14 protein-coding genes are annotated in these 11,901 nt (G+C 66.2%); 6 read left to right on the forward strand and 8 right to left on the reverse strand.

Features of this window, described 5'->3' with window-relative positions:
- Positions 1–49: 49 nt before the first annotated feature.
- From ACYVHH_RS05625 to ACYVHH_RS05635, 3 genes are read right to left on the reverse strand one after another with little or no spacing between them, the layout of a single operon-like run.
- A complete protein-coding gene (locus ACYVHH_RS05625; RefSeq protein ID WP_460564120.1) occupies positions 50–433 on the reverse strand; it encodes a dihydroneopterin aldolase in 384 nt (127 codons plus the stop codon).
- A complete protein-coding gene (locus tag ACYVHH_RS05630; RefSeq protein WP_460564121.1) occupies positions 430–876 on the reverse strand; it encodes a dihydroneopterin aldolase in 447 nt (148 codons plus the stop codon). The genes ACYVHH_RS05625 and ACYVHH_RS05630 overlap by 4 nt, the downstream gene beginning before the upstream one ends.
- A complete protein-coding gene (locus tag ACYVHH_RS05635) occupies positions 873–1,676 on the reverse strand; it encodes an SDR family oxidoreductase (protein WP_460564122.1) in 804 nt (267 codons plus the stop codon). Before ACYVHH_RS05635 ends, ACYVHH_RS05630 begins: the two co-directional genes overlap by 4 nt.
- Positions 1,677–1,726: 50 nt before the next feature.
- Between ACYVHH_RS05635 and ACYVHH_RS05640 the strand changes: the two genes are divergently transcribed.
- The 3 genes from ACYVHH_RS05640 (at position 1,727) to trxC (ending at position 3,601) form a co-directional block, all read left to right on the forward strand.
- Positions 1,727–2,836, forward strand: coding sequence for a class I SAM-dependent methyltransferase (locus ACYVHH_RS05640; RefSeq protein ID WP_460564123.1), 1,110 nt, complete (start codon positions 1,727–1,729; stop codon positions 2,834–2,836).
- 9 nt (positions 2,837–2,845) lie between these two features.
- Entirely contained in the window at positions 2,846–3,040 is a 195-nt protein-coding gene (locus tag ACYVHH_RS05645; RefSeq protein WP_460564124.1) for a DUF2905 domain-containing protein, read from the forward strand.
- Positions 3,041–3,157: 117 nt separating this feature from the next.
- Positions 3,158–3,601, forward strand: coding sequence for a thioredoxin TrxC (trxC, locus tag ACYVHH_RS05650; RefSeq protein ID WP_460564125.1), 444 nt, complete (start codon positions 3,158–3,160; stop codon positions 3,599–3,601).
- Here the strand turns inward: trxC and ACYVHH_RS05655 are convergent.
- The 3 genes from ACYVHH_RS05655 to ACYVHH_RS05665 are packed head-to-tail and all read right to left on the reverse strand — an operon-like array spanning position 3,578 to position 5,963.
- Entirely contained in the window at positions 3,578–4,918 is a 1,341-nt protein-coding gene (locus ACYVHH_RS05655; protein WP_460564126.1) for a multifunctional CCA addition/repair protein, read from the reverse strand. The two genes, trxC and ACYVHH_RS05655, sit on opposite strands and share 24 nt — an antisense overlap.
- 18 nt (positions 4,919–4,936) lie before the next feature.
- Entirely contained in the window at positions 4,937–5,635 is a 699-nt protein-coding gene (locus ACYVHH_RS05660) for a glutathione S-transferase family protein (protein WP_460564127.1), read from the reverse strand.
- Between the two features lie 13 nt (positions 5,636–5,648).
- Positions 5,649–5,963, reverse strand: coding sequence for a metal-sensitive transcriptional regulator (locus tag ACYVHH_RS05665; protein WP_460564129.1), 315 nt, complete (start codon positions 5,961–5,963; stop codon positions 5,649–5,651).
- Positions 5,964–6,219: 256 nt separating this feature from the next.
- On the opposite strand from ACYVHH_RS05665, the gene ACYVHH_RS05670 reads away from it, so the two are divergent.
- Positions 6,220–6,765, forward strand: a complete 546-nt coding sequence (locus ACYVHH_RS05670) for a DUF302 domain-containing protein (protein ID WP_460564130.1) — start codon at positions 6,220–6,222, stop codon at positions 6,763–6,765.
- A 76-nt stretch (positions 6,766–6,841) separates the two neighbouring features.
- The gene (locus tag ACYVHH_RS05675) at positions 6,842–8,086 is read left to right on the forward strand and encodes an OmpP1/FadL family transporter (RefSeq protein ID WP_460564131.1); all 1,245 of its coding nucleotides are present in this window, start codon (positions 6,842–6,844) and stop codon (positions 8,084–8,086) included.
- 60 nt (positions 8,087–8,146) lie between these two features.
- Here ACYVHH_RS05675 and ACYVHH_RS05680 read toward each other — a convergent pair whose 3' ends face one another.
- Together ACYVHH_RS05680 and ACYVHH_RS05685 are read right to left on the reverse strand one after the other, a co-directional pair.
- Positions 8,147–9,094, reverse strand: coding sequence for a complex I NDUFA9 subunit family protein (locus ACYVHH_RS05680; RefSeq protein WP_460564132.1), 948 nt, complete (start codon positions 9,092–9,094; stop codon positions 8,147–8,149).
- A gap of 30 nt (positions 9,095–9,124) precedes the next feature.
- Positions 9,125–11,122, reverse strand: a complete 1,998-nt coding sequence (locus ACYVHH_RS05685) for a lytic transglycosylase domain-containing protein (protein ID WP_460564133.1) — start codon at positions 11,120–11,122, stop codon at positions 9,125–9,127.
- 9 nt (positions 11,123–11,131) lie between these two features.
- On the opposite strand from ACYVHH_RS05685, the gene ACYVHH_RS05690 reads away from it, so the two are divergent.
- On the forward strand, positions 11,132–11,755 hold the full coding sequence (locus tag ACYVHH_RS05690; protein WP_460564134.1) for a 5-formyltetrahydrofolate cyclo-ligase: 624 nt from the start codon (positions 11,132–11,134) through the stop codon (positions 11,753–11,755).
- Positions 11,756–11,901: the final 146 nt, after the last annotated feature.

Genomic DNA, 11,901 nt, shown 5'->3' on the forward strand with positions numbered 1-11,901 from the left:
TATCCATCATATTACGATGATTCGGGCAGGCGCTGCCGCCCGGCGCGGATCACCACTGCCCGCTTTCCATGCGGATGGCAACCTCGCAATCCTGGAAGATTTCCAGTTTGGCGATGCGGACCCGCACGCCGATGACCCCGGGCAGCTGCATCAGGCGGTGCGTCAGCTTGCCGATCAGGCTTTCCAGCAGGTTCACGTGTTCGGCGGTGCACTCGTCAATGATGATCTGGCGCACCTTGCGGTAGTCGAGCACGTGGCTGATGTCGTCGTCGTGCGGCATCAGCGGCTGGGTGCCCTGATTGAGTTCGGCGTCCACCTGGATGGGCTGGGGGCCGGTTTTTTCGTGGTCGAGGATGCCGAGGTTGGCGTCGAAACGCAGACCGGTCAGCGTCAGGATCTGGGTGCCGGCCTTGGGAACAGAGAGCGTGGTCATGGCAGGTGGGCGGGTTCCGGGTTGGGGGTCAGGTCCTTGACGTGGAAGACTTCCACGCCCACGGCTTCGCAGTCGGGGTAGACGTCGGGTTTGCTCGTGGCCACGCGCACGGCGCGCACGCCGGGGTGCGCCAGCAGGCGGCGGGCCAGGTCGTCGCACAGCGTCTCCTGCAGTTCCACGTGGCCTTGGGCGAGGCGCAAGGCCACTTCGGCCCGCACGAAGTCGTAGTCCACCACCTCGTGCAGCCGGTCCAGAGACGGCTTGGAATGCTCAAAGGGCACGTAAAGCTCCACGTCGATCCACAGGCGCTGGGTCACGCCCTTTTCGAAATCGTGGGCGCCGATGCGGGCCTGTACCTCGTGCCTGCGCAGGAAGAGCTTGCGGCAATGCAGCCGCAGTTCGTCCATGAGGGACAGGTGGGTGGGTGGGGTGACGTCGATCATGGTGCGGAGGATGGGGTGTCGATGGCGAACATGACGTCGCGTGCCAGGGGAACGAGGTGCTGGCCGTTGTCGACGCAGACCGTGGTGCCGGTGATGGAGGGCGTCTGCGCGAGGAACAGGCAGGTGCGCGCCACGTCGGCCGGGTCGATGGGGCGGCGCAACAGGTTGACACGGCTGGCGCGTTCAAAATTTTCCTGCGTTTGCGGGCCGCTGGGGAACATCAGCCCGGGGGCCACACCGCAGACGCGCACCTGCGGCGCCAGCGCCTGGGCCTGCAGCGCCACGGCGCGCTCCAGCGCCAGCTTGGTGACCGTGTAGGAGAAATAGTCGGGATTGAGGTTGTAGACCTTCTGGTCCAGGACATGGATGACGCTGCCTTGCGCGCCGGGTTGACGTGCCAGCCCGGCGGCCAACAGGCGCGACAGGTCCAGCGGCGCAACAAGGTTCACTTCCAGCTGGTTGCGTGCCAGGGACGGGTCGAAGGTTTCGCCCGTGTCGGGTTCGAAGGCTGAGGCGTTGTTGACCAGGCATTGGAGCGGTCCGGCGAGTGCCTGGGCGCGCTGCATCAGGTCGGTGCGCCCCGTGTCGCTGGTCAGGTCGCCTTCAATGGCGGTGGCGAGCAGCCCGCGTTTGACGAGCGCGTCGCAAAGCGCCTGGGCCGCCCGGGCAGAGTGGCGGTACTGGCACAGCACGTGCCACCCGGCCTCGGCAAAGGTGGTGCACAGGGCAGCGCCCAGGCGAACACCGCCTCCTGTGACCAGCACGGAAGGCGGGGTGTTTGGGGGGGGCGTGGCGGGCATGGTGTGGGGGCTTATGATGGCGCGCACATCCATCCGACGCACGCACCACCTTGAGCGAATCCTTGTTGTCCGAGAAGCTGAAAGCCCATATTGTGAGCGAGCTGGCCGCCTGCGGTGGCTGGCTGCCGTTCGACCGTTTCATGGCCCTGGCACTGTACACGCCCGGCCTGGGCTATTACGCCAACGACACGGTGAAGTTCGGTGCCATGCCGCAGGGCGGGTCGGATTTCGTCACAGCGCCCGAATTGTCGCCCTGGTTCGGGCGGGCGCTGGGCCGCCAGGTGGCGCAGGCCTTGCAGGCCACCGGCACGAAGGACGTGTGGGAGTTTGGCGCAGGCACGGGGGCCCTGGCCCGGCAGGTGCTGGCACAGCTCAGCGCCGAGGGGATGGATGGTGTGGCGTACCACATCGTCGATCTGTCGGGCACGTTGCGGGCCCGCCAGCAAGAGACGCTGAGCGGCTTTGCCGGCCGTGTGACCTGGGAGAACCGGCTGCCGGAACACTTTGATGGCGTGTTGCTGGGCAACGAAGTGCTGGACGCCATGCCGGTGCAGTTGCTCGCGCGCGTCAAAGGCAGCTGGCAGGAGCGCGGTGTCGGGCTGAACGCGGACGGCGTCTTCGTCTGGCAAGACCGCCCGACCGCTCTGCGGCCACCCGTCGAGGTGGAGGGCACCCACGATTACGTGACGGAGATCCATCCGCAAGCCGAGGCCTTCGTGCGCACGCTGGCCGAGCGCTGGGGCCGCGGGGCGGGGTTCTTCATCGACTACGGTTTCCCCGAGGCGGAGTACTACCACCCCCAGCGCGCCATGGGCACACTGATTTGCCACCGGCTGCACCGCAGCGACGCCGATCCGCTCACCGGCCTGGGGCTGAAGGACATCACCGCGCACGTCAACTTCACAGGCGTGGCGCTGGCCGCGCAGGACGCTGGTCTGCAGGTGATGGGTTACACCAGCCAGGGGCGCTTCCTCATCAACGCGGGGTTGCTGGCAATGGGGCAGGACGCGCCGCTGGCCGAACGCGCCAACATGGCCCGTCTGGTCAACGAGCACGAGATGGGCGAGCTGTTCAAGGTGCTGGCGCTGGCCCCCATGGCCAGTGCCGATGGCTGGCTGCCCTTGGGATTTGCCCAGGGCGACCGCACCCACACGCTCTGAGGTGGTTCCGTGATTCGCTGGATGATCGTCATCTTCCTCGCGTTGCTGCTGATCAGCTGGTTCACGCCGCTGCTGCAGAAGCTGGGGTTTGGCCGCCTGCCGGGGGACTTTCGTTTCCGGGCGTTCGGGCGGGAGTGGTTTTTGCCCGTCACCACCACCATTCTTTTGAGCTTCGTGGCCAGCCTGATCAGTCACCTGATCTGAAGCCCAGGGTCGATGCCCGAAGGTGCTTGGTACCGCATGGGGTATCTTGAAATTGCACGGGACAGCGCCACATGAGGCGTATTCGCCTGCTGTTTCAACCTTCCAGCTTGCTCCACCATGGAACCCTTGCACGTCGTCTGCCCCCACTGCCATACCACCAACCGTGTTGCCCATGGGCACCTGGGCAACGCGCCGGACTGTGGCAAGTGCCACCAGCCCTTGTTCACCGGGCACCCCGTGCCGCTGGACGAGGCATCGTTCGAGCGCCATGTGTCGCGCAGCGACTTGCCGGTGCTGGTGGACTTCTGGGCGCCATGGTGTGGCCCGTGCCGGATGATGGCCCCCGCTTATGAGGCCGCAGCAAACCAACTGGAGCCGCAGGTGCGGCTGGCCAAGGTCAATACCGAAGAGGCACAGCAGCTGGCGGCGCGGTTCAGTATCCGCAGCATTCCCACGCTGGCGCTGTTTTACCGTGGCCGCGAAGTGGCCCGCCAGCCCGGCGCAATGGGGCAGGCGGATATCGTGCGCTGGGTGCGTTCAGCGCTGGCCAGCGTCCGCTGACTGGGCGTCGAATGCCGTGAGAGCCTGATCGACGGCCGCCGTGCGCGCTGAGGCAATGGCTTGCGCGATGTGCAGGCCGGCCTTGGCGGCGTCTGCCGCGTGTGCCATGACCTGGGCAGCAATGGGCGCCGTTTCAACCGCCAGCGCGGCATCGAGCGCTGTGCTCAGGCGAGCTGCCTGGGGGTAGGCGTCGTCCTCGTGGCCCAGGCGACCGCGTGCATCGCATTCGCAGGCCAGCAAGATGTCGGCAAAACGCTGCGGGCGGCGAAGGGCGTCGCAGCGCTCCAGCAGGCGCCACACGGCTTCGGCGCCGAACGCAAGGCTCTGGTGGATGTGGCCGTGCTCCCGGGCCACCACCTCTGCCAGTTCCTTGCATTCCCTGGGCACGCGCCAGCGCTCGCAAACCGTCTGCAGCAGCTTGACGCTGCGGCCCTCATGACCGATGTGGCGGGGCAGGACGTCGGCGGGCGTGGTGCCTTTGCCCAAGTCGTGGCAGAGGCAGGCGAAGCGAACGGGCAGCGGGGCCTGCAGGCGCGCACTCATGTCCAGCACCATGCACAGGTGCACGCCGGTATCGATCTCGGGGTGGTAGTCGGCCCTTTGGGGCACGCCCCACAGGCGATCCACTTCGGGCAGCAGCACGTGCAGGGCGCCACAGGCGCGCAGAACGTCCAGCATGCGGGAAGGGCGCTGCTCCATCAGCCCGCGGGACAGTTCCTGCCACACGCGTTCGGCCACAAGGTGGTCGACCTCGCCGTTGTCGACCATGTGCTGCATCAGCGCCTGGGTTTCGGGTGCCACCGTGAAATCCGGCCAGCGCGCGGCGAAGCGCGCCATGCGCAGTATGCGCACCGGGTCTTCGTGGAAAGCGTCCGTCACGTGCCGCAGCACCCTGGCCTGCAGGTCGCGCAGTCCACCGTATGGGTCGATCAGCGCAGGGCTGTGAGGGTCGAAGCGGCCCTCGGTGTCCAGCTCGCCCAGGGGCAGTGCCATGGCGTTCACCGTCAGGTCGCGCCGGGCCAGATCCTGTTCGATGGTGACATCGGGATGCGCCTGGAACTCGAACCCGTGGTAGCCGCGAGCGGTCTTGCGTTCGGTGCGCGCCAGCGCGTATTCCTCGCGCGTCTTGGGGTGCAGGAAGACCGGGAAATCCCGCCCGACAGGCAGGAAGCCCTGGGCCACCATGGCCTCGGGGGTTGCGCCGACGACGACCCAGTCGCGGTCGGCATGCGGGGTGCCGTCGGGCAGGCGGTGCGTGGTGTGGAAACGGCCGAGCAGCCCGTCGCGAACGGCACCGCCTACCAGGTAGATGTCCATGTGCTGTGGCGCGCCGGTTCAGCGGCGCATCCGGTAGGGTTCCTCGAAGTCCAGGAAGTCCTGCTCGGCCAGAGCGTCTTGAATCCAGGCCTGCACCCCTGGCAGGGCGCGCACGCGTTCGACGTAGGCCGCCACGGTGGCCGAGACGGGCAGCGCATAACTGTGCAGGCGCATGCACACCGGGGCGTAGTAGGCGTCGGCAATGCTGAACTCCCCGAAGAGCATGGGGCCGCCATGCTGTGCAAGCAAACCTTCCCACATGCGGGTCAGCCGGGCAACGTCGGCGCGAACGGCGGCGTTGTCGCGCCAGATGAGCGCGCCCGTGTCGGGCAGGTGTGCCTCGATGTTCATGGGGCAGGCGCTGCGCAGCGCGCCGAAGCCGCTGTGCATTTCGGCGCAGACGCTGCGCGCGGTGGCCCGGGCGGCAGCTGCCGCTGGCCACAACGCGTTTTGCGGGAACCGTTCGGCCAGGTATTCGGCAATGGCCAGGGTGTCCCAGACGGCCAGCGGACCACCCTCTGCGCCGTCGTCGACCAGCACCGGCACCTTGCCCGTGGGGCTGACGCCGCCCAGGGACTGCTTGAACTTGGAGTCCGCATCGAAGGAGTCGAAGCGCACCATCACTTCCTGGAAGGAAATGCCTGCCTGGCGCATGAGCACCCAGGGGCGCATGGACCAGGAGGAATAGTTCTTGTTGCCGATGTAGAGGCGCAGCATGGGGTTTTCCTGTTCAGGCGTACTTTTCGAGGATGCGGGTGGAGCGCTCGACATCGGCCTCGGCCTCGGTGCCGGTGACGGCTTCCATCACGGTGCAGGCCATCATGCGGTAGAACGCCTTGTCCATGGCCTTGCGCGCGGCGGACATCTGCTGGGCAACGTCTTCGCACGGTCGGCCGCCTTCGACCATTTCCACCAGGGCGCGAACCTGGCCCTCGATGCGCCGCAGACGGTTGACGATGTCGCGCTGGTGCTCGGAGCGGTAGGAGGCCGCCACGGTTGGGGCCGCTTTGGGGCTGCGTGAGGTGGCTTTGGAGGTAGTGGCCATGGTGTGTCTCTTGAGATTCGAAGAAGGAAATACGGGGAAGTGTGCCAAAAATTCCGCTCGAACGGGCGCATACCCCTTTCAGGCGACTTCTCTTGTGCCTCAATAAACCCTACCCCCTAGGGTAAATGCCAATGCTTGATTTTTGACCTCTCCGATATCGTGCAGGCACGTTGAGCTTGATATTTGTCAAGCCGGCGCAATCCCAACTGCGAAAGAGGTGCAAGCAATGCGCATATGGAAACGAAGTGCTGTCTTGATGGTCCTGTCGGTCGCTGCCCTGGCAACCAGTGGTTGCGGCACGCTGTCCACCATCGGCAAGCTGGAGGACGGCGCCGCGGGTGAGGCGGGCCGGATGTGGGACCGCTGGATCGAGGGGGAGGGTGACATCGCCGTGGCGACCACCTGGTCGCGCAAGGTGAAGGACGGAATGACGGTGGCCCAGGTCGAGGAGATCATCCGGATGGTGGCGGTGGAGCACAACATCCGCGACGTGGGAACCCTGCCGCTGTCGAAGGAGCTGGAGGCGCGATCGGGCAAGAAGGAGCCGGTGCTGACGATCTACCAGTTCTGCAGCCCGACGATTGCCCGGCGCATGGCCGATTTCAGTCCGGCCATGTCGGCCTACATGCCGTGCCGGGTCTCGATGGTGGAGCAGCCAGATGGCCTGTGGCTCTACACACTCAACATGGACATGATGGTCAAGATGGGGCGCAAGCTGCCGTCCCCTTTGAAGGAGGAGGCCTGGATGGTGCGCGAGGCGATGTACCAGATCATCGACCGAGCCTCCAAGGGCGACTTCTGAGCCTTGACGCCGAGGGTGCCAGGAGAGGGACGCCCGGATATCCACACATCAACAAGAGAGACGAGGAGACAAAACCATGAAGCAGAAGACGACTGCCTGGAAGCGGTTGGGCATGGCGGTGGCCTTGCTGGGGGCGGCACAGGCCGCGCATGCAACCAACGGCTACTTCCCGCACGGCTTTGGCCTGAAGGCCAAGGGCATGGGCGGCACAGCTGCGGCCTTGGCACAGGACGGCTTTGCTGGGGTGAACAACCCTGCGGCCGCCATGTTCGCGGGGAACCGCTGGGACATTGGCGCAGAGATATTCACCCCAAAGCGGGACGCGGAGCTGGTGGGCGCGAGCCCCGTGGTGAAAAGCGGCCGCAATACCTTCCTGATCCCCGAGTTTGGCTACAACGTGAAGCTGTCCGAGCAGCTGGCGGTGGGGTTGACGGTGTACGGCAATGGCGGGATGAACACGTCGTATGCGCCGTTCCCCGATGATTCCAACCTGCTGGGTGGCCAGGGCAAGCTGGGCGTGGACCTGATGCAGCTGATCGTGGCACCAACCGTGGCCTACCAGTTCACGCCAGGGCACTCGATCGGTGTGTCGCCGTTGCTGGTGTTGCAGCGTTTCGAGGCTTACGGGCTGCAGGGCTTCTCGATGTACTCATCGTCGCCCGGCAATTTGACCAACCGGGGCAAGGACACCAGTACCGGCATCGGGATACGCCTGGGGTACATGGGGCGGTTGAACGATGTCGTGACCCTGGGCGCTTCGTATTCCCCCAAGATCGGCATGAGCCGGTTCGACAAATATTCGGGCTTGTTCGCGGGCGGTGGGGATTTCGACATCCCGGAGAACTACAACCTGGGCATTGCCCTGCAGGTGACCCCGAACGTGCAGCTGGCCATGGACTGGCAGCGCATTGGCTATGGCAAGGTGCCGTCCATTGCCAATGGCAGCCTGGCCCCGATCATGTCGGGCACGCAGCTGGGTGAGGCGGGTGGCTCGGGTTTCGGCTGGAAAGACATCAACGTGGTGAAGGTCGGCGTGCAGTGGCGCTTGAACGGCAGCTGGACCCTGCGGGCGGGCTACAACCATGGCGACAACCCGGTGACGTCGGCTGACGCCATGTTCAATATCCTGGCGCCGGGGGTGGTGCGCAGGCACATCACCTTCGGCGGGACCTATTCGCCAGACAAGGATGCCGAGTGGACTTTCGCCATCTGGCACGGCAAACGCGAAAACGTGGCCGGGCCAAGCATGACGCCGGGCATTGATGCCCGCATAGGCATGAGCCAGAACGGCTTTGGACTGCAGTACAGCCGCAAGTTCTGACGCCCACCGGTTTAGTGCGTCAACCCCGGTGCACCTTATGCGCACCGGGGGTTTTTTCCGTCAGGAAGCGCGGCCGGCGCGCTCGCGCACATGCAGCAGCGGATCGGCCTGGCCGGCTAGGTCGAGGTAGCGGGCAGCCGTGGTTTCCAGCGCCGTGGGCGAGATGCCCAGGTCTGCCAGCGTGGGGGCGTTGCCCGATGCCACGTTGTCCACCTCCATGGAGCGCAGGTTGTCGGTGCTCATCAACGGCTCGCCGGGCAGGCATTCCATGAACAGCGCCTGAAAGTAGGCCAGTGCGCGCGGCAAGCCCAGCACCGGGCGCGGATGCCCGCTGAGGCGGCCAGCCATGCGCACGATGTCGCCGAGGGACAGCACCTCGGGGCCCACGCACTCGTAGGTCTGCCCAGTGGTTTGCGGTTGCTGCAGGCAGCGCACGATGGCCTGGGCGACGTCTCCCACCCACACCGGCTGGAAGCGGGTGCTGGCGCCCGCCAGCGGGACGATGGGCAACACTTGCTGAAGCCGGGCAAAGAGGTTGAGGAACTTGTCTTCCGCACCGAAGATGACGCTGGGCCGCAGGACGGTGAGGTCCAGGCCTGCTTCGCGCAGGGCGGCCTCGCCGCGAGCCTTGCTGGCCTGGTACAGGGAGGGGCCCTCCAGGCTGGCGCCCAGGGCACTCACGTGCACAAGGCGGCTCACGCCGCTGGCCTGCATGGCGCGCGCCAGCGTCTGCGGCAGCTTGACATGGACCTGCTCAAACCGCTGCACGCTGCCGTGCAGCACGGCGATCAGGTTGACCACCGCGTCATGGCCCGGCAGCAATGCACGCAGTGCAGCTTCGTCGTGGGGGTTGGCCTCAATGACGTCCACCATCGGCAGGGTCTGCACTGCCTGGGCGTTGCTGAAGCGGCGAGTGGCGACGGTAACGCGCACGCCCTGGCGGGTGAGTTGCTCGCAGACGTGGCGGCCGACAAAGCCGGTGCCACCCAGAAGAAGAACCTTTTTCATGGGTACGTTGAAGTGAGTGAAGGAAAAGGGTCAGGGCAGGTCAGTGTTGGGAGCCTGCGCCGCAGCGGAACGGGGGCCGACCGGCGCGAGCCGGCTGCTCAACCGCTGCGGCTCGCCGGTGATGAGGACGGCGTAATTGGTGGTGTTGGAGAGCACCCGTTTGACGTAATCACGGGTCTCGTCAAAGGGGATGTTCTCGATCCAGATAGGGGCTTCCAGCACGGGGCCGTTGCGCCACGTGCGGGGGCGGCCGGGGCCGGCGTTGTAGGCAGCCGCCGCCATGGCCATGGAGCCTTCAAAGTCGTCCAGCGCGAGCTTGAGGTAGGCCGTGCCGATGATGATGTTGGTGTCGCGTTCGGTGATCTGGTGGGGCTTGAAGTCGGTCAGGCCGATGCGCTTGGCGGTCCAGCTGGCAGTGGCGGGCATCACCTGCATCAGGCCCGAGGCGCCGACGTGGGAGCGCGCATCCATGATGAAGCGGCTTTCCTGGCGGATGAGACCGTACACATAGGCTGGGTCGAGGTTGATTTCACGAGCGCGCCTGACCACCGTGTCCCTGAAAGGCATGGGGAAACGCTGTGAGTGGTCCAGCTCGTTCTGGGTGCGGGCACTGGTGTTGATGCAGCGGTCCCAGATTTCGTGTCTGCAGGCCAGGTCTGCCGCCGCGAGCAGTTCGCGCTCACCCATGCCACCTGGGGTGTGCAAGGCGACGCTGTAGTTCCACTCCCGCACGCCTTCGCTGCGCAGGCCGATCTGGATGGCCTTCAGGGCACGCTGCAGGCCCGGGTTCTCGCGGGCGCCTTGCATTTCAGAAGGGGTCAGCGGCATGGGCGCCAGGGGCTGCGTGACGGCCTGGCCGAGCGCTTCCAGGGCCAGCTGTTCGTAAAAACCGGCGCTGCCCGCGATGCGCTGGTACAGGACGGTGGCCTGCCTGCGGGTTTCGGGGGTGTTGCGCGCCTGCAGTGCCCTGGCCATCCAGTAGGTCCAGACGGGTTCGGCTTGCTGAGCGGCACTCATGGCGGCGATGGCCGCCTCGACCTGATCCCAGGCGCCCCCGCGCAATGCCGCCCGCGTGCGCCAGCCAAGCAGGTCGTCGTTCAGGTATTGGTTTTGCGCTTTGGCAAAGGCCGCGAGGGCCTGGTCGGAAAGCCTCAGCGCCAGCCGTTTGCCGATCACGCCCCACACCCAGCTCTGTTCCTCGGCGGTGAGCTGGGTGCGCCAACGCAGCTTGTCGGCCTCGTCGGCGGCGGCCAGCGGGTCGCGCACCGCCAGGCGGATGAGCGCCAGGGTGACGAGTTCCTTCGTGCGCGTGCGGATCGCGGTGACCTTTTCGTCCAGGTAGCGCTCGGGGTTGGTGTGGATGGTATTGACCAGGCTGACCCAGGCGGGGTCGAGCATGCCAACCGCCTGGATGGCGGCGGCTGGCTGGTTGAACTCCATGGCCCAGCGCGCCCTGTGCCAGGCGGTTTCGGCAGGCAAGGCACGGGTTTGCAGCCAGTACTGGGCGGCAGCGGCACAGCCGTCATCGGCCTTCTTCTGTGCCAGCCACAAGGCACGCACCTGCTGCGCGGCGCTGGCACCCAGGCGGTCGCGCTGGGCCAGCAGGGCGTAGCACTGCACTTCGCGGTCGTCATTCATCCTGTAACGGGGCAGCTCCTCCAGGAACAGCGGCCAGTTGGCCGCTTTGCCCAGCAGGAGCAGCCAGTCGTTGCGCAGGCGGTCTTCGTGGTAGGTGCCCGCGTAGCGGTTCAGGAATGAGCGGATTTCGTCGGTGGAGGCGGTTTCCAGGCGGGCCTTGAGTTCCCAGTAGGCGGCGAGCGGTTCCAGCGGGTGGCCCAGAACCTGGGGCAAGGCGGCGCGCAGCTGGGCCGGGTTGTTCTTGGCAAAAGCCTGGCGCATGTCCAGCAGGGTGCGGTCGGCGTCGGTGAGCGGTTGCGCGGCAGCGGGCGCGAGCATGGCGCCCCAGGGCAGCACGGTGGCCGCCATAATGGTCAACAATCGGTGTCGCAACGTCTTCTTCAGTGTCATAAGCGAATTATGGATAACAAAGCACCCTCTGCCCAGCCTGATCCCCTGCAGCGCAAGGCCATCTGGCGCAAGCAGCTGGTGGAGGAGCGCCTGCACCTGGAGGACCGGCTGGCACGCAACGACGCCTTGCAGCGGGTGATGCGGGTGTGGCTGGTGGACCGGCCCGACGTGACCATCGGGGCCTACTGGCCGATCAAGGGTGAGTTCGATCCTTTGCCTGCTTTGTTCCGCTGGCAGGAGGCGGGAATGGAGGCCGACGCGATGGGGGCCACGCGGCGGCGGCGCATCGGACTGCCGGTGATCAACAAGATCGACAAGACGCTGACTTTCCACACCTGGTACCCGGGCTGCCCGATGGAGGAGGACGCCTACGGCATCCCGAAACCGAAGGACACGGAGATCATCCAGCCCACGCTGCTGTTCGTGCCGTGTGTGGGTTACGGCCCGGGGGGCTACCGCCTGGGTTATGGCGGCGGCTTCTACGACCGCACGCTGGCGGCGCTGCAGCCCAAGCCGTTCACGGTGGGCCTGGGTTACACCAACGGCTTCCTGCCCGATCTGGAGCCGGAGCCGCACGACGTGCCGCTGGACGCGATCCTGAACGACAACGGGGTGGTCTGGCCGCTGCCTTGAGGCTTTCCGGGCCTTGCCAGGCGCACCGACTGCTGCGGCCTGCAAGTTGCAACGCCAACAGAGCCGCCCCATAGCCAGGCAAGTACCCCAGGGAGCTACCGCAGCCCGCCACACAGGCATACACTGCCGCTTTCGCACTTCTTCCA

This window comes from Hydrogenophaga aquatica (genome assembly GCF_054780915.1).

Coding starts and splice junctions, on each gene's coding strand:
- ACYVHH_RS05630 (WP_460564121.1), bottom strand. CDS start 876: ATGATCGACGTCACCCCACCCACCCACCTGTCCCTCATGGACGAACTG.
- ACYVHH_RS05685 (WP_460564133.1), bottom strand. CDS start 11,122: ATGACACTGAAGAAGACGTTGCGACACCGATTGTTGACCATTATGGCG.
- ACYVHH_RS05655 (WP_460564126.1), bottom strand. CDS start 4,918: ATGGACATCTACCTGGTAGGCGGTGCCGTTCGCGACGGGCTGCTCGGC.
- ACYVHH_RS05680 (WP_460564132.1), bottom strand. CDS start 9,094: ATGAAAAAGGTTCTTCTTCTGGGTGGCACCGGCTTTGTCGGCCGCCAC.
- ACYVHH_RS05690 (WP_460564134.1), top strand. CDS start 11,132: ATGGATAACAAAGCACCCTCTGCCCAGCCTGATCCCCTGCAGCGCAAG.
- ACYVHH_RS05670 (WP_460564130.1), top strand. CDS start 6,220: ATGGTCCTGTCGGTCGCTGCCCTGGCAACCAGTGGTTGCGGCACGCTG.
- ACYVHH_RS05660 (WP_460564127.1), bottom strand. CDS start 5,635: ATGCTGCGCCTCTACATCGGCAACAAGAACTATTCCTCCTGGTCCATG.
- ACYVHH_RS05665 (WP_460564129.1), bottom strand. CDS start 5,963: ATGGCCACTACCTCCAAAGCCACCTCACGCAGCCCCAAAGCGGCCCCA.
- ACYVHH_RS05625 (WP_460564120.1), bottom strand. CDS start 433: ATGACCACGCTCTCTGTTCCCAAGGCCGGCACCCAGATCCTGACGCTG.
- trxC (WP_460564125.1), top strand. CDS start 3,158: ATGGAACCCTTGCACGTCGTCTGCCCCCACTGCCATACCACCAACCGT.
- ACYVHH_RS05675 (WP_460564131.1), top strand. CDS start 6,842: ATGAAGCAGAAGACGACTGCCTGGAAGCGGTTGGGCATGGCGGTGGCC.
- ACYVHH_RS05635 (WP_460564122.1), bottom strand. CDS start 1,676: ATGCCCGCCACGCCCCCCCCAAACACCCCGCCTTCCGTGCTGGTCACA.